This window comes from Tuberibacillus calidus DSM 17572, from assembly GCF_000430685.1.
Taxonomy (GTDB): domain Bacteria; phylum Bacillota; class Bacilli; order Bacillales; family Sporolactobacillaceae; genus Tuberibacillus; species Tuberibacillus calidus.
In genome coordinates, this window is sequence record NZ_AUMM01000034.1 from 1 (window position 1) to 15,927 (window position 15,927).

Genomic DNA, 15,927 nt, shown 5'->3' on the forward strand with positions numbered 1-15,927 from the left:
GGAAAGGGAGAATCCCTTTATTTTGTTCGTTTACAATATTTGGTTAGTTATAACGTTTTTCAAACATTTGTTGAAGGGTTTCATAGGCTTCAGCAAATCCTCGTAATTTTCTCATCGGCTTTAGACGTTTCCGAATCTCCTTGATCGTTCGTTCGATGGCATTGGTCGTATAAATCACACTTCGAATACTGCTTGGATAATCCATAAATGTAAGGAGGACATCCAACTCATTGGCCCAAGATTGAACTTCTCTTGGATATTTGCTGGACCATTTCGACTCAAACTGTTGAAACATTTGTAACGCCATCTCCTTATTCGGCGCGCGATAAATCAGCTTGAGATCCTCGGCCATTTCGAATTGATCTTTTTTCCGAACACGGCTGAGGGTGTTGCGGACTTTGTGCACGACACAGCGCTGCACATCGGCTTTCGGATAAACCGCCTTAAAGGCTTCCTCCAGCCCCGGAAGGCCATCGAAGACGCCAAGAAGCACTTCCTTGACGCCTCTTTGGTAGAGGTGTTGAAGAATCTCCTGCCATACATAGGCGCTTTCTTGTCCTCCCACGAAGAAATCCAGAATTTCTCGATACCCTTCTTCATTCACTTCTAACACTTCATAAATGACTTCTTTCTCTACCGTATCGCGGCGAAGTTTCACGTACAAGCCGTCCAAATATAAGACCGAATAACGTTGGTGTAGTGGACGAGCGTGCCATTTCTCGATGTCTTCCTTCACGACATCGGTAATCCGGCTGATCGTCGCAGGAGAATAGGTGCTTCCTAGAATTCGTTCGATAAACTTGCCAATTTCCCGTGTACTCATGCCACTTTGATACATCCTAATGATTGCTTCCTCCAGCCAGCCGGTGTGCCGTTGGTAAGGGGCAAACAACTGTGTTTGAAATTCCCCGTTTCGGTCTCTTGGAACCAAAAGACCCTCAATCCGGCCATATTGCGTATCTAGATTTCGCTGATAGTAGCCGTTTCTCATATTCGGTGTTCCAGCCTGTTCGATTTCGAGGAAATTTTTCATTTCTTCCCGCATAATCAGCTCTAATTTTTCTTTCACAAATTGACGAATAACACTTTCCAGTTGATTTGCCCAGTCGACATTCGGTATACTTCTTTTAGACATAGGTAGGGTACTCCTTTCTCTGGAATGTGTTATGGCTAAATCAGAGAATACCCTACCTTTTTTCTTTTGGTCTAGCAAAATGCTTTACACAAACTTTTATACATCATCAAACATCCTGCCGCGGGTCGCAAATTGGGCGTTGCCGCTGATTTTCTTACCGTTTACGACAAGATCATTTCTTCCTTGTAGTTCGGCTTCAACCCCCATTTGCCGCAGTGCCCGCACTACAGGATCGGTAAACTTTTTGAAATTGTGAATGCTGTTGCCATCATCTTTGGTTATAAAACTAAAGCTTAAGTCGCCTTCGTCATTATAAACCGCTCCGCCCCCGGACAAGCGCCGCGTGACCGTCACATGGTTCTTTTTCACAAAATCCATATTGATTTCTTCGACGGTGTTTTGATTTTTCCCAACAATCACGGTTGGCGACATGCTGTAAAACAATAAATACGTTTCATTGATATCAAGTTCCGTTAAAATGTATTCTTCCAAAGCGAGATTCAGCGTGGCATCCATTTCGTCATGATTATCGATGTATTTCACCAAGCCCCCTCCCTTAATAGATCAATTCTAAGAAGTCATCCATCGTGATCGGGCCAAAATAGTGTTTCAAGTCCACATCATGCAAAGCTTCGCGGATGTCTGCTCTCGTATACTTGATCCCCACTAGGCGGTTTTCAATATCGGAAACCTCACCGACCCCAAAGAAATCACCGAAAATTTTACATTGTTCGATGACCCCTTTGTCGACATCCAAGCGAATATCGATCGAACCGACCGGAAAACGTTTGGAATGCTGGATGTTAAACTTCGGCGATCTTCCATAATTCCATTCCCAGTTTTGGTATCTTTCTTTAGAGATTTCGTTAATTTTTTCCCAATCATTCTCGGTTAAGTGATATTGTTGAATCGGCCCACCGTCAAACAATCCTTCGAGGAGGCGTTGTTTAAAGGTGTCGATGTCCATTTTTTCCTTCATATACTCCGAAATATTCGTCACACGGCTGCGAATCGATTTGATGCCTTTGGACTCGATTTTATCTTTCTTCACTTTAAGAGCTTTCACGACAGCATCAATTTCCGTGTCAAACATCAGCGTGCCATGGCTGAACATCCGGCCGCGGGTAGCGAATTGCGCATTACCGCTAATTTTTTTCCCATCAACCAAAATGTCGTTTCTTCCGGATAATTCCGCTTCGACACCCATCTTACGCAACACGTTGACGACTGGGTCGGTGAATTTTTTGAAGTTATGAAAACTATTGCCGTCATCTTTTGTGATAAAACTAAAGTTTAAATTTCCGCGGTCATGGTAGACGGCGCCACCCCCTGACAAGCGGCGGACAACGTAAATATGATTTTCTTCGATATAGTCCGTATTGATTTCTTCTATGGTGTTCTGGTTTTTGCCAATGATGATAGACGGGTCATTAATATAAAAAAGTAAGTACGTTTCCTCCGGGTCTAGGTATCTCAGGATGTATTCCTCAATGGCTAAATTGATTCGCGGATCGTGGCAGCCTTTATTATCGACAAATAACATGATGGATCCTCCTTCATTGTCCATTTCTCTTTAAATATGTCACAGATGATAAACCATCGCAACGTGCATGCTCTCTATGTTTATTGAAAACACGCTCTCGGTTTTTAAATGATCTAATGGCTTAAAAATTTTGTGAAAACCGGCTGTTTATTCCTCACATATAATAACTCGGCTTGCCAGGCCTTTTAGGCGAAGCCGATCCTTAGTGGCGCTTATACTAGCCTGAAAAATTTTTTACTTTCTTACCTGCACAAAAAAGGCCCCGCCAGAATACGGGACGGTTAACTATATTAGGTTAGTAAACATTTGATAGAAAAAGTAGACGGCCACGATCCAAATAATGATGGCTGACAATTTGTTCAAACGATTGATCCAACGTCCTTCTCGATCGACGTTTCCTATGAGCCGCCCACCTAAGGCTAGGCCGAAAAACCAGAGCCACGAGACAAGAATGCAGCTTAACGTGAAGACCCATTTTTCTTTACCTACGTACGCCAAAGACCCCGTTCCGATGACGCCGACGGTATCAAGGATAGCATGAGGATTGAGAAGCGAAACGGATAAGGCAAAAACGACTTGTTTAAGCGGGGCGGTTTTTTTCGCTTCTTGAACGGTAGCATCGCTCTTCCAAATCTGCCAACCTATCAAAATGAGAAAGACAAACCCTATCAAAAAAATGACGGTTTTAAGCCAAGTGATGGCCATGACCGCCACGGAAACACCAAGGACGGCAAGCGCGATTAAAAGGGTATCGCAAAGAGCTGCCGTGATGACGGCTGGTAGCGCCCTTGTCAACCGATGATGAAGCGCGCCTTGATTAAACACAAACACGTTTTGCGGCCCAAGCGGTAAAATTAATCCTAAGGCGAGAACAAAACCATGGACAAAGGCCATCATCAAACCGGATCCACCCTTCATGTATTCATTTCATTCTATTTTAGCGTAATGTTGAAGTTAAAGCATTTCTTTTCTTTTAAAAAGGATTTCATTTATAATAAACGTTGCAAGTTATTGAAACATGTAGGGAGAATTTTCATGGAATTTATGACATTCCGCCGTGATGAATGGCAACAGTTATTTCAGTCGTCAATTGAAATTGAAGCGCTATCATTAAATATTCCAAATGAAGAAGTCCATCACATCTTTCAGCCACTCGCGGAGCTGCTCCATTTTTTAGTTTTAAATAAGAAACAAACCGCGCGAGCCTTAAGCGATTTTCTCCGGAAAGACGTCGGTCACTCGCCTTTTATCATCGGTATTGCAGGAAGTGTGGCGGCAGGGAAAAGCACGACGGCTAAAGTGCTCGAAAGCCTTCTCGCTCAATATCATGAGCATCCAAAGACAGCGATTTTATCAACCGATCAATTTTTACACCCCAATCGGATATTGGAAGCGCGCGGCATCATGCATCGAAAAGGCTTCCCGGAAAGCTATGATTACGCGAATCTGCATCAAACGTTGAAAAAACTTACTAGCGGAGAAGCACGCGTGGAAGTACCTGTTTACTCTCATGCAACGTACGACATTCTTCCCGAACCCGTCATCTTAGAAAAACCCGACATTTTATTTGTGGAAGGAATCAACGTGTTGCAAGTCGATACAGGTGAAGCGCCGATTACGGATTACTTGGACATCGCGATTTATGTGGATGCTAAAGAGGAAGATCTTTTTCAATGGTACTGGGAGAGAATTCAAGAGCTCGTGAATCGGGCCATGAATGATCCGACTTCCTATTTTCATCAGTTTAAAGATTTGGAAGCGGATGCGTTACTAATGATGGCTAAAAACGTTTGGGAGTCCGTTAATTTGAAAAATCTTTATGAACATATCCTTCCGACACGCGAACGCGCGGACATTATTCTAGAAAAAGGCGCGCGGCATATGGTCCACGCGGTCCACATCAATAACCGCTTGCTTTAAGTTAAAAATAAAACCTGACTCTGCTAAGGAAGCTTGGCTCTGTCAAGCCTTTTCGGCAAAGGCAGAGCATGCGAATCCCTTTTGCTGCCTTGAAAAATGATAGATTTTCAGTTAGAAAAAGCAGACCCCACGCGGTCTGCTTTTAATATCTAACCTTTTTTCGCTTTTTTTGATTCGGTTTTGTCACCCGACTCCGGAGGAAGAAAACTCAGAGTCTCTCGCACCAACGCATTGATTTTTTGATTCACAAATTCATCACCATAAATCGCTTTGGCTTTACTGATGGCCGAGATCACGGTTTCATCAAATGTGATAATCGGTTCATCTTCCTCTAACTCATTATAGAGGTTAATAATTGTCTCCATTCCGCTATTCACACGATCGATCGCATCACTAAACGCTTGGTTTTCTCTAGTGTTGGCCTTCATTTCTCCCACCATCTTTACGTCTATTATTAATAGCATTCCCACTTCGCGGATTTTCATTATGATAACTATTTATCGTTGATGAAAAAGAAAAACCGCATCCACCCGATCTTCTTAGATTGAACTACCCCCACTTAATTTTCTAAGGAAAATTTGAAGTGAGAAATTCCTGCGTAGAGGATTCTAAATTTTTGAGCCCTAAATGGCAGATAGGACCGCTCCAAATACCATTTCGGGTTAACTCCTATTTCATAATGGCTTTTTGGATACAGGTATTGGAAAAATAGCTCCCAAATCAGGCTTATTTCCCCAGTAATTTCCATCAAAACACCATTTCAAAAAATTTTTCAGCCCAAAACGGCAGTTAGAACCACTCCAAACGCCATTTTGGATCACCCCCTACTTCAAAACGGCTTTTTGGATACAGATATTGGTAAAATCACTATCAAATCGGGCTCGTTTATAGCTAAACACCATTTCAATAAAATGTTCATCCTAAAATGGCCGATGGAGCCCATGCTAAAGGACATTTTGATCGCCCACCCCATTTATTACCGATACTATTTGAGGATGGGATCCCAATAACATGTGGAATCCGCCATAAAAATTAATCGGCAAAAATTTTTAAAAAACTTCTTGACTGGTAAAATCTTTTTGTTTATAATCATCTCGTGAATGTTCGATATAAAGAACAAAAAAGAGTTTAATTGTGCGGGGCATTTTATTTTTGTTAATATGTTCGTTTTATAGAACAAATAGTAGGTGAAAACAGCATGCGCAAAAAACGTTTAACGGAAAAACGGATCTTACGGCTAAAGGTGCACTTGCTTCTAAAGCTCCTCACTATTCCAATCCTTGGGATCTTTTTAATTGGAAAACTTACTAGCCCGACGACAGCTTACTATAACAGTAAATCTAGTAAAGCATTCACGATAAAAACTGCCAAGCATTTTAGCATCGATCACGAGACAAAAAAGAAAAACAATACTGAGGAGAAAACGGATGATCATACCTCCTCCTCACCTACCGGCGAAACATCAACATCCAATCAAGGGTCTACTAATGTTAATCCATCACAAAATCAGGATGCACCTCAAAATGAAAACGCTGATGCCAGCCAACCCGAAGAAAAAGATGATGCATCGAGTGAAACAACACCTGAAACATCCAAAGAAACGAACACGACTCAAACGGAAAACAATCATCCAAGCGATAATTCAAAAGATGGAGCAGAGGATGCCAAAACCAACGAACCACCTGCAGCCAATCAGCCTTAAATGCTTGGAAGTTCCATTGAAGGGATCGATATTATGAAACAGTTAAAAATCATCAAATGGTTGAACAGAGGCGTTACCGCCCTTTTGGCTGTATTACTCATTTTAATGGTTTACATCGCCATTTCTGCAAAAAGTTCGGGCGGGGAACCTAAAATCTTCGGTTATGAATTGAAAACCGTTTTATCGGGTTCCATGGAACCAACATTTAAAACTGGATCCATCATCGCCGTAAAACCCATTAAAGATGCCACACATTTGAAAAAAGGTGACATTATTTCTTTTAAAGTAGATCAAGACACACTCATCACTCACCGAATCTACAAAGTTATCGGATCCGGCAAGAATATTAAATATGTGACGAAAGGTGACAACAACCGTACGCCTGATCTTGATGCCGTTCAGCCGCAAAACATTGAAGCCATTTATACAGGAGTGACCATTCCTTACCTTGGTTATGTGATGAATTTTACACACTCTAAAATCGGTTTTTCGATCCTGCTTTTTGCGGTTGGAATTCTATTAATCATCTATTCTGCCATCACTTTATGGAAAGCCTTTAAAGAACTTACCCCGCCAACGGGTAAAACGCCACCTAAGCCAAACCATGAAAATGTAACATCCGTTAGCCAGTCTTCGTTGAACCCTTGAGATAGACTCGAAGCCACAGGGGCAAAGCCCTTATGAGTCCGTCTCGGTTCATATATAAAAATAATGCCCAAATAAGGGTAAGAGGAGGAAAAGAAATGGGGATTAAAGCAAAATTAAGCATGGGGGTTGCTTGTGCGGCACTCGGCTTATCACTCATCGGAGGGGGGACATACGCATATTTCCACGATGCCGTGGAAACCAACAACACATTTGCAGCAGGCACATTGGATCTTTCGGTGAAACCTTCGACAATCATTGATGTCAACAATTTAAAGCCTGGGGATTGGATGAACCGGACCTTTGTCCTTAAGAATGAAGGTTCACTCCCCATCAAGTCCGTTAATTTACTCACGGATTATACCGTTATTGACGCAAAAGGCGACAATACGGAAGATATGGGTAAATACATTCGTGTGAACTTCCTTAAAAACCTTGATAAGGACGGTATCCTTGACGGTGACGAAAATGTCATCGCTTCCGCCACCTTGGATGAACTAAAAGGTGAAGCGCCGGATGCGGTTAAAAACTACTTAAGGAACATTCTCCATCTCTTAGACGGTGAAGACAGCGGCCTAAAGGTTGGAGATTCGGATAAAATGTATGTCCAATTCGAATTCGTGGATAACCACAAAGATCAAAACCAATTCCAAGGCGATTCCGTCAAGCTCAAATGGACATTCGATGCTCAACAAACTGAAGGAGAAGCTCGTTAATACACAAAAAAATAAAGGTGGGTCTCTCCCACCTTTATTTTTTCTAAAAATATCCTGTTATCTTTTAAAGGAGTAGCGAAAAATGAACAATACAAAATGGTTGTTATTTTGTATACCCGTTCTTCTGATTTTTCTCGGAATAAGCGTAGCTAAGGCCGATTCAAATGAAAAAGTCTATGACTTTACGGTTTCCCCCAGTAAATCGCTTTTTAACATCACCAATTTCAAACCAGGAGATTGGGCTGAAAGAGAATTAACGCTTGATAATAATGGTACGAAGGATCTTCAATATGAGATAAAAATGAAACATCCCTCTGGTGAGGATCGCCTTTTTCGTCAACTTCTGCTAAAAGTTGAAAACGAGTCACAAGTCCTTTTTGACGGCAAACTGAAGGATTTTAAAGGCGTCGACGCTCAACAATTAAAAAGTGGCGCCCAAGACAACATCAAGTTTACTGTTAAGATGCCCGAAGAACTCGGAAATGAATATCAAGGAACGACAACGCAATTTGATCTATTAATATATGTTGATGGTGACCTTACAGGTATCGTCGGCAACGGCTTTTCCGGTGGTCGCTTACCGAATACCGGACTCAATGATCCTTTTTATTTCCTCCTTGCGGGAACCGGTTTGATTACGGCAGGCACATTTTTGTTGTTGTTTAAGAAATTAAAAGGAGCGAGAGTACAGGGATAAAGTTTACCCTAAAATGGCAGTAAATAGACAAAATTTTTAAGATGTCTCAAAAAATTGATCCACGCAATAGCTGTAGACCAAAAGACGAATGGCGACATGACCAACAGACAGATAAGTTTTCGGTTACGAAAGTGCATAAGAATGTGCCATGTTGACATACGTTTCGCTGTGCCAACCATCCAAGAGTCCTGGAAGGGATGCACCATCCTTTTGGCTTTAAAGGCACATGTTTTTTATTTGCTGCCCCAACTCCAGCCGCTTTTGGCCAGAGCCAATTTCCCTTTGTATACCGTCGCTGCTTCCTTTAAAAGATTTTCGTGATCGCCATAATGCGGCAAATGCGTGAGCAAACATTCTTTGACATGAGCTTCTTCAGCAAGTCGCCCGACATCCAATGAATTCAAATGGCCCATCGGCTTGCCGTCTGTTTCTTTGTACAGACTGCATTCCGCAACTAACAGGTCCGCGTCTTTGGCAAAGGGAATAAGTTCCGGAATAAAGCTGGTATCTGCCGTATACACGATTGTCTTACCACCGCTTGTAAACCGCATGGCCGCGCAGGGAGCAGGGTGGACGGTTTGTAAAAAGTCGATTTGAAAAGGCCCCATCTGTAAAGATTCGTCGATTCGGTAGGGAACCCCGACCGTCGCTTCTTCGTACGTGAGAGACTGAAATTTATCCGGCTCCAGCTGGTGTCCGTATATCGGTAGCGTTCCCGATGGTGTGCCGATGTATTTTTCCACATGTTTCGCGTATTGGAGTACACCAATATCCGCGACATGGTCATGGTGGTAATGCGAGAGAATGACCGCATTCAGCTTCGATAGCTCACAATACTTTGGGAGTTGGGCCAATACGCCGCTTCCACAGTCTACTAAAAGCCGAAAATCCCCTTCTTCAAGAAGGTAGCTCGAGGTCGCTTCCCCGATTTCCGGATGACCACCCCAAAAACCAACAACGGTCCATTTCATCCCATCACATCCCTTTCTTTTTTACGTTGCCAATGTATTCAGCACATCTTTGGCAGCTTGCATGCCTTGGCGAATGCAATCGGGAATACCGATGCCGTCATATGAAGCACCCGCAAGATAAACCCCAGGATATTCTTTGGCGAGCCTTTGGCGGATTTCGTGCAGCCATTTTTTATGACCGACAGGATATTGCGGCATCGCTTCCGGAAAGCGCGAAACGAGAGCAAAATCAGGGTCGCTCAGAATATCAACAGTGCCCTGCATATCTTTTAAGGCGATCGAAACTAATTCATCATCGGACTTCTCGATGATACGGTCATCGCCGGCTTTTCCTACATAACAGCGAATGAGCGCCTTACCCTCTGGTGCAGCATGCCCCCATTTCAAGTGCGTCCATGTGGCCGCTGTTATCGTCTTGGGTTCACGGCGCGAAACGACAAAGCCTGTGCCTTCCTTATGCATCCGCACCGCCTTTTCCGGAAAAGCCATCGCAATCGTTGCAACGGATGTGCTTGGGGCTTGCGTTTTTCTTTGTAAAAAGTCAGCCTCACTGAGTAACGCTTCTGTCACTTGGTGCGGAACGGCAAAAATGATTTGATCAAAAGCCCATGAACCTCCGTCACTTTCAATCGTATAATCTGCCTCGTTCCGGTGCACTTTATGAACCTTTTCACCGACCCGAACGTCAACGACCTCCGGTAGAAAAGCGGCTTTCAGCGCATCGACAATCGTTTCAAGCCCTGTCGAAAGCGTCGCAAACTGACTCGTTTTCTTTCGCGGCGCTTGGTTTTGCAGTCCAAGCATGAGGCTTCCTGCGCGTCTTTCCACCTCAATAAAGTGAGGCAGCGCCATCTTTAAACTTAATTGGTAAATATCTCCGGCATATATACCTGATAGGAGCGGACTGATAATATGATTCACCACTTCTTGCCCGAGACGGCGTTCGAAAAACTCACCGACTGACATGTCGTCAAAATCGGGAAGCGGCGGAATGAATAAATCATTTAGCGCGCGGGCTTTACCGTCCATGGTTAAAAGGCCGGTGTCAAGGAGCGGTTTGATGCGCGTTGGTACGCCCATCACCGAGCCTTCAGGAATCATATGGAGAGTATCATCTTTTAAAATATACGACGTTCCCGTTTGATTCGAAATGAGCCCTTCACTTAAATGAAGCGCTTCGACCAGTTCTAAAACTTCCACTTTTCGTTTTAAAAATGAGTCCGGCCCGCGCTCTATGACAAACCCTTCTCTTCGTTCCGTGCGGATTTTGCCGCCCAAGCGCTCGTCGCTTTCAAAAAGCGTAACCTGAAACTCTTCCTTGGTCTCCATTACATGCTTTTGAATGTAAAAGGCAGCCGTCAATCCGGTGATGCCGCCTCCGATAATGGCCACTTTTTTCATGAAACTCGCTTCCTTCTCAAAGCTTTTTCTGTTCCGATTCGCTTTTCCTTCCCTACAGCAATCGTCGATGCCCTTCCAGCAAAAAATGCGGCTTCCACGTTCGTCTAAACTGTATCAAAGGATGGTGCAATCCCGATTCTTAAAGGACTTTTAAGACCACATCGGTTAAGACATGGATAAATTCCGGATCGGCATTAGGCATCGGCGGCCGGTGGTATTGCACCCCGAATTCATCGCAGACTACTTTACACTCATAATCATTATCATATAAAACTTCCAAATGCTCAGCGACAAAACCGACGGGACAATAGATGAAATGCTTATAGCCTTTTTCTTTAAACAGATCGCGCGTCAAATCTTGGACATCCGGTCCGATCCACGGGTCCCGGGTTTGTCCGGCGCTTTGCCAGCCGACTGCAAAGTGTGGAACTTTTGCTGCTTCAGCGATTAGCTTAGCGGTTTCTTGCAATTGGTTCGGATAAGGATCGCCATAAGCGATAATTTTCTCTGGCAAACTGTGGGCGGAAAAAATCACGACCGCATCATCATGTTCGCTTTCAGGGATCGCCCGAAATTCCTCTTGGACGCGTTTCGCCCACCATTGGATGAAACCTGGCTCATCATACCAGCTCTCGATGGGAACGATCTTCGGACCAGCGATTTCCTCGGCTGTTTGTTGTGCGCGTTCCATATAGGACTTCACGCTGAAGGTGGAATAATGCGGGGCGAGAACGAGCGCGACCGCCTGTTCAATCCCGTCTTTTTTCATCGCTTTGACAGCGTCCTCAATGAACGGCGAAATATGTTTTAAGCCCAGATAAGCTTTAAATTCATATTGGTTTTGTCTGGCATTCAAGCTTTCTTCGAGACTTGAAGCTTGTTCATTCGTAATTCTTGCAAGCGGCGATACGCCACCGATCGATTCATAGCGATTTTTCAAATCCTCGAGCTCTTCATCTGATGGTCGACGACCGTGGCGAATATGCATGTAATAAGGTTCAATGTCCTCTGGTTTGTTTGGCGTTCCGTAAGCCATGACGAGCAAGCCGATTTTCTTTCTTGCCATGCTTTCGCCCCCTTAGTTACTCTTTGTGTAATCGTGAACCCACTCTGTCAATTTCTTTAAAACATTGCCGTCCACTTCAGGAAAAATGCCATGTCCCAAATTAAAAATATACCCGGGTTGTTTTTTCCCTTGATCAAGAATAGCTTTTACTCTTGTGAAAAGCATCTCCCAAGGCGCAAGCAGCATGGACGGATCGAGGTTCCCTTGTAGGGCCTTGTCCACGCCAAGCGCTCTGACCTCATCGATCGAGATGCGCCAATCAACCGATAAAACATCGGCCGGAAGCTGATTCCAAATCTTTAAAAGGTGAGCGGTACCGCTACCGAAATAAATGGATGGCACCCCGGTCTTTTTAATTTCCGAAAAGATTTTTTCCATGGTTGGTGCAATATATTGTTCATAATCATCCGCGCCAACCGCGCCTACCCATGAGTCAAAAACTTGCACCGCTTGGGCGCCGGCTTCAATTTGCGAACGCAAATAAGTGATCATGATATCGGCAAGCTTATCCATGAGGGCTTGCCATACGTCCGGTTGGGCATACATAAATCCTTTGGTTTTATGGTAGTCTTTCGAAGGACCACCTTCAATTAAATAGCTAGCAAGTGTGAACGGCGCCCCGGCAAAACCGATTAATGGGACGGATAATTGTTCACGAAGCAGGCGAATGGTCTCTGCGATGTACGGCAAATCGCGTTCTGGATGTAGATCACCAAAGCGCGAGAGGTCAGTCATCGAGCGGATGGGATTTGCAATGACTGGACCTTTCCCCTCGACGATTTCGACCTCGATCCCGGATGCTTTAATAGGGGTCATAATGTCGGCAAATAAAATGGCCGCATCGACGCCAAGTTGCTCGACCGGCAAACGCGTCACTTTCGCGCATACTTCCGGATTCTCATTGATTTCAAAGAACGAATACTTTTTTCGAATATCCCGATATTCTTTTTGATAGCGTCCGGCTTGTCTCATGTACCAAACCGGTATGTACGGAACAGCTTCTTTGCGACATGCTTTTAAAAACGTATCATTGAATGGTTTGTTTTCCAAAAGTCTTTCACCTTTTCTCGTATTTTCCTACTTTATATTATGCCATATTTTCAGCATCTGTCAGGCATCCAACTCGCACGAAACGGTTACAATTTCAAGTGTCCATCGAAAGTGCTTGCTTGATCCTTGCGCGACATGCTATTACGCCTTTTATGTCGAACATGCAACCTGTAATATTCTAACATTTTCACCGGTAAAACTTGAATCACGAAAGTTTGCTAAAGTTTAAATCCCATGTTGCCCATGTAAGAATGGGAGGCAAAAACAAAAACCACTTCTTTTAGAAGTGGCGAAAGTACTATGGGATATTTTAATTTAGCCTGAAGCAGCCGGAATTTGTCCGTACCGTCAGTTTATTTTCACCGGCACCGATTTTGCCGATAAAACTGTTTTTAGTTTTAGACTGACACTCCATTTCTTCTAATGAGATATTACTGCTGCCGGAATTTCCTTTAAACTGCACCAAGAGTGAATCGGGATGATCCAATTGAACCGAAACACTCCCACTGGAAGTTCTGAGCTTCCATTCCCCTTCGATATGATCATTCCTAGCTTTTATGCTTCCGGATGATGTCTCCGCTTTTAAAGCACCATGGACGTCACGGATTTTGATGCTCCCCGAAGAAGTAGAGAGGGACAGATTTTTCGCCGTAAGCTCCTGTACATCGAGTCCACCGCTCCTGGCCTTCATCTCCAGCTTCGATCCGGATTGTATATGGGAAGCGCGAATGCCGCCGCTAAATGTTTGAACCGAAATATCGGATGATGAAAGCAGGTCGTTCACATGGACGCTACCGCTTGATGCTTTAAAAGAACATTCCGAGTTTGCTTCGGCATCATTTACCCTGATGCTTCCGGAAGATGTTTTTAGTGATAAAATATCTGCCGTCAGTCTTTTCCCCTCAATACAACCGGATTTCGTGTTGACATCAATCTTTTTATACCATTTTTGCGGAAAATAAACGTTGACTTTTGAGCGATCCATGAAAAAACCGAAAATGAAAGAATGGCTTTTCCTCGCCACATTAATTTTGGCACTGTTATTTTCAAGTCTGACATCTAAAAATATGGTATCCGAAAGCTTTTTATTGACTTGCCCCTTTAATTCCACCGTTATTTTTTCTTGATCTGATGGAAGCAAGTTAACACTTGTAGACGTTGTTGATATAATGATTTTATCCACATCGGGGACATCCAATTCTTTTACTTCATAAAGTTCGACCATTGGAAACATGCCGGTAAAAGATTTCACCATCGAAATGATTACCCGCGCCAACCCCAACGCTCACACTTCCTTTCCTTTAGCCATGGCCACTACCGATGACATTTTCTTTCTCATTTTATCTATGCGAACGAACGATTTATCCGTTATGACTCGCGATTAAATCAATCCCCTTTGGAAGGTGGCTAAATCTACTAGACCAACCGATGCTGGTGAGCGTAGATCGCTGCTTGTGTGCGGTCATTTACACCCAATTTACTTAAAATATTGCTGACATGGGTTTTCACGGTTTTAATGCCGATGTACAGTTCGTCTGCGATTTCGGCATTCGTTTTACCCTTTCCTATTAAAATTAAAACCTCCAGCTCGCGGCTAGTCAGATCCTCGTGCTTAGGGCGAGAATCGCGGAAGCGGTTGACCATTTTGCTCGCCACTTTGGCATCGATGACGGAATCACCCCGCACCGCTTTGCGAATGGCTTCCACAATGGTCTCAGCCGAGGCGGTTTTTAACAAATAGCTCGTCGCACCGGCTTCAAGGGCCGGAAAAATTTTCTCATCATCATAGTAGCTTGTTAAAACGATGACCCGGCATTGAGGTCTTGCGGCGAGCACTTCCTTGGTTGCTTCAATGCCCCCCATTTTTTCCATGATTAAGTCCATGAGAACCACATCCGGTTCCCACTCTCTCACTTTTTCAGTCGCCAACGAGCCATCATTGACTTCACCGACAACCTCGATATCCTCTTCGATCTCAAGATAGGCGCGAAGACCCCTTCTGACCATATCGTGATCGTCGACGATCATGACTTTAATCGGCTGTGTCATCTTTCTTCCCCCTTATTGGAATGCGGATATCGACCGAAGTCCCTTCACCGATGCGGGAAGTGAGTGTGAATTTCCCGCCTAATTCCTCACAACGTTCCCTCATCGTTTTTAATCCATATGACGCTTTCTTTTCTTCGGTGATGTCAAAACCTTTTCCGTTATCTTGTACTTTTAAAACGACTGCACCGCTCGTCTCCGTCAACTGCAATTTTATGACACTTGCACCAGAGTGGCGGAGCGCATTGGAAAGACTTTCTTGTAAAAGGCGAAACAAGTGATCTTCGACACCCTTGGATAGGCCGTCAATCGCTTCGATATCGGTCTCAAATTTGATAGTCGTTCGTGTTGACAGTTCGTCAACGAGTTTTTTCATCCCCTCATGGAGAGCATCGTTGGATAAATGCACAGGTCTTAAATGGAGAAGTAACGCCCGCATTTCTCCTTGCGCTTTTTGAGCAATCTCAGCGATCTCTTCAATTTGCTGCTTAGCCATATCTACGTTTTTATCGATGGCCCGCGTTGCCGCCGATGCTAACATATTTAACGCAAATAGCTGCTGGCTAACGGCGTCATGAAGATCCCTTGCCAGCCTTTGTCTTTCCTCAATGGTTGCTGCGGTTTTCGCTTGCTCGGCGAGTTCAGCTTTTTCATCCGCGAGCTTTTGCAGATATTGCACTTGATTTTCAAAACGGTCGGCGAGCCTATTCAAAGCGCGTTCAATCGGCGCCAGTTCCCCCGGTTCCTGAATGGCGATGCGGTCGGAGAGCTTACCGTTGGACAATATTGTAATAAAAGCGGTCAGATCATCGAGATGATGCTTTAGGATCCAGCGGTCTTTCAGAGTTAAGTAAAGGCCAAGCGCAAACACAATGATAAAAACTAAAATTGAGCTGACAACGGCAAAAGAAGTGTCCCCGATCTTTTGGTAGGCGGCATAAGCTTCAAGAACGGCAAAAACGGCCAAAGCCGACAATGCCGCCAATATAAATTGTTTTTTGGCGGTTTGAATGGTTTTAATCATTTCCCCGCCTC

16 protein-coding genes and 1 pseudogene are annotated in these 15,927 nt (G+C 44.0%); 5 read left to right on the top strand and 12 right to left on the bottom strand.

The window, feature by feature from the left end; all coding sequences use genetic code 11:
• Positions 1–43 precede the first annotated feature (43 nt).
• From H532_RS0109695 to H532_RS0109710, 4 genes and pseudogenes are all read right to left on the bottom strand, one after another.
• Positions 44–1,135 (bottom strand): IS256 family transposase, encoded by a 1,092-nt coding sequence (locus tag H532_RS0109695; RefSeq protein ID WP_027725322.1) that lies wholly within the window; start codon positions 1,133–1,135, stop codon positions 44–46.
• 108 nt (positions 1,136–1,243) lie between these two features.
• A pseudogene (locus H532_RS18455) lies at positions 1,244–1,678 on the bottom strand (lipoate--protein ligase family protein); the annotation flags it as partial.
• A 13-nt stretch (positions 1,679–1,691) separates the two neighbouring features.
• Positions 1,692–2,678: a lipoate--protein ligase gene (gene lplA, locus H532_RS0109705; protein WP_027725323.1), complete on the bottom strand. Its 987-nt coding sequence runs from the start codon at positions 2,676–2,678 to the stop codon at positions 1,692–1,694.
• A 285-nt stretch (positions 2,679–2,963) separates the two neighbouring features.
• Entirely contained in the window at positions 2,964–3,578 is a 615-nt protein-coding gene (locus H532_RS0109710) for a LysE/ArgO family amino acid transporter (protein WP_027725324.1), read from the bottom strand.
• Between the two features lie 135 nt (positions 3,579–3,713).
• Between H532_RS0109710 and coaA the strand changes: the two genes are divergently transcribed.
• Positions 3,714–4,598 (top strand): type I pantothenate kinase, encoded by an 885-nt coding sequence (gene coaA / locus H532_RS0109715; protein ID WP_038112087.1) that lies wholly within the window; start codon positions 3,714–3,716, stop codon positions 4,596–4,598.
• A gap of 149 nt (positions 4,599–4,747) precedes the next feature.
• Here coaA and H532_RS0109720 read toward each other — a convergent pair whose 3' ends face one another.
• Entirely contained in the window at positions 4,748–5,026 is a 279-nt protein-coding gene (locus H532_RS0109720) for a hypothetical protein (protein WP_027725326.1), read from the bottom strand.
• Between the two features lie 770 nt (positions 5,027–5,796).
• On the opposite strand from H532_RS0109720, the gene H532_RS0109725 reads away from it, so the two are divergent.
• The 4 genes from H532_RS0109725 (at position 5,797) to H532_RS0109740 (ending at position 8,358) form a co-directional block, all read left to right on the top strand.
• Complete coding sequence (locus H532_RS0109725) at positions 5,797–6,300, top strand: hypothetical protein (protein ID WP_027725327.1); 504 nt, start codon at positions 5,797–5,799, stop codon at positions 6,298–6,300.
• 33 nt (positions 6,301–6,333) lie between these two features.
• Positions 6,334–6,948, top strand: coding sequence for a signal peptidase I SipW (sipW, locus tag H532_RS18460; RefSeq protein WP_051263250.1), 615 nt, complete (start codon positions 6,334–6,336; stop codon positions 6,946–6,948).
• A 95-nt stretch (positions 6,949–7,043) separates the two neighbouring features.
• The gene (locus H532_RS0109735) at positions 7,044–7,661 is read left to right on the top strand and encodes a TasA family protein (RefSeq protein ID WP_027725328.1); all 618 of its coding nucleotides are present in this window, start codon (positions 7,044–7,046) and stop codon (positions 7,659–7,661) included.
• Positions 7,662–7,743: 82 nt separating this feature from the next.
• Positions 7,744–8,358: a TasA family protein gene (locus H532_RS0109740; protein WP_027725329.1), complete on the top strand. Its 615-nt coding sequence runs from the start codon at positions 7,744–7,746 to the stop codon at positions 8,356–8,358.
• 233 nt (positions 8,359–8,591) lie between these two features.
• Here the strand turns inward: H532_RS0109740 and H532_RS0109745 are convergent, their stop codons facing one another.
• The 7 genes from H532_RS0109745 to H532_RS0109775 form a co-directional block, all read right to left on the bottom strand.
• Positions 8,592–9,329 carry an MBL fold metallo-hydrolase gene (locus H532_RS0109745; RefSeq protein WP_027725330.1) on the bottom strand — a complete coding sequence of 246 codons (738 nt, stop codon included), beginning with the start codon at positions 9,327–9,329 and terminating at the stop codon, positions 8,592–8,594.
• A gap of 21 nt (positions 9,330–9,350) precedes the next feature.
• Complete coding sequence (gene hemY / locus H532_RS0109750; RefSeq protein ID WP_027725331.1) at positions 9,351–10,730, bottom strand: protoporphyrinogen oxidase; 1,380 nt, start codon at positions 10,728–10,730, stop codon at positions 9,351–9,353.
• Positions 10,731–10,869: 139 nt separating this feature from the next.
• The gene (gene hemH, locus H532_RS0109755) at positions 10,870–11,796 is read right to left on the bottom strand and encodes a ferrochelatase (RefSeq protein WP_027725332.1); all 927 of its coding nucleotides are present in this window, start codon (positions 11,794–11,796) and stop codon (positions 10,870–10,872) included.
• A gap of 12 nt (positions 11,797–11,808) precedes the next feature.
• Positions 11,809–12,846: a uroporphyrinogen decarboxylase gene (hemE, locus tag H532_RS0109760; RefSeq protein WP_027725333.1), complete on the bottom strand. Its 1,038-nt coding sequence runs from the start codon at positions 12,844–12,846 to the stop codon at positions 11,809–11,811.
• A 310-nt stretch (positions 12,847–13,156) separates the two neighbouring features.
• The gene (locus H532_RS0109765) at positions 13,157–14,128 is read right to left on the bottom strand and encodes a DUF4097 family beta strand repeat-containing protein (protein WP_027725334.1); all 972 of its coding nucleotides are present in this window, start codon (positions 14,126–14,128) and stop codon (positions 13,157–13,159) included.
• 134 nt (positions 14,129–14,262) lie between these two features.
• Positions 14,263–14,895: a response regulator gene (locus H532_RS0109770; protein ID WP_027725335.1), complete on the bottom strand. Its 633-nt coding sequence runs from the start codon at positions 14,893–14,895 to the stop codon at positions 14,263–14,265.
• The gene (locus tag H532_RS0109775) at positions 14,879–15,916 is read right to left on the bottom strand and encodes a sensor histidine kinase (protein WP_038112073.1); all 1,038 of its coding nucleotides are present in this window, start codon (positions 15,914–15,916) and stop codon (positions 14,879–14,881) included. The genes H532_RS0109770 and H532_RS0109775 overlap by 17 nt, the downstream gene beginning before the upstream one ends.
• Between the last annotated feature and the right edge of the window lie 11 nt (positions 15,917–15,927).

What these genes read in the sequence shown, in the direction of transcription:
- H532_RS0109695 (WP_027725322.1), bottom strand. Translation starts at nt 1,135, where the DNA reads ATGTCTAAAAGAAGTATACCGAATGTCGACTGGGCAAATCAACTGGAA.
- lplA (WP_027725323.1), bottom strand. Translation starts at nt 2,678, where the DNA reads ATGTTATTTGTCGATAATAAAGGCTGCCACGATCCGCGAATCAATTTA.
- coaA (WP_038112087.1), top strand. Translation starts at nt 3,714, where the DNA reads ATGGAATTTATGACATTCCGCCGTGATGAATGGCAACAGTTATTTCAG.
- H532_RS0109720 (WP_027725326.1), bottom strand. Translation starts at nt 5,026, where the DNA reads ATGAAGGCCAACACTAGAGAAAACCAAGCGTTTAGTGATGCGATCGAT.
- H532_RS0109725 (WP_027725327.1), top strand. Translation starts at nt 5,797, where the DNA reads ATGCGCAAAAAACGTTTAACGGAAAAACGGATCTTACGGCTAAAGGTG.
- sipW (WP_051263250.1), top strand. Translation starts at nt 6,334, where the DNA reads ATGAAACAGTTAAAAATCATCAAATGGTTGAACAGAGGCGTTACCGCC.
- H532_RS0109735 (WP_027725328.1), top strand. Translation starts at nt 7,044, where the DNA reads ATGGGGATTAAAGCAAAATTAAGCATGGGGGTTGCTTGTGCGGCACTC.
- H532_RS0109740 (WP_027725329.1), top strand. Translation starts at nt 7,744, where the DNA reads ATGAACAATACAAAATGGTTGTTATTTTGTATACCCGTTCTTCTGATT.
- H532_RS0109745 (WP_027725330.1), bottom strand. Translation starts at nt 9,329, where the DNA reads ATGAAATGGACCGTTGTTGGTTTTTGGGGTGGTCATCCGGAAATCGGG.
- hemY (WP_027725331.1), bottom strand. Translation starts at nt 10,730, where the DNA reads ATGAAAAAAGTGGCCATTATCGGAGGCGGCATCACCGGATTGACGGCT.
- hemH (WP_027725332.1), bottom strand. Translation starts at nt 11,796, where the DNA reads ATGGCAAGAAAGAAAATCGGCTTGCTCGTCATGGCTTACGGAACGCCA.
- H532_RS0109770 (WP_027725335.1), bottom strand. Translation starts at nt 14,895, where the DNA reads ATGACACAGCCGATTAAAGTCATGATCGTCGACGATCACGATATGGTC.
- H532_RS0109775 (WP_038112073.1), bottom strand. Translation starts at nt 15,916, where the DNA reads ATGATTAAAACCATTCAAACCGCCAAAAAACAATTTATATTGGCGGCA.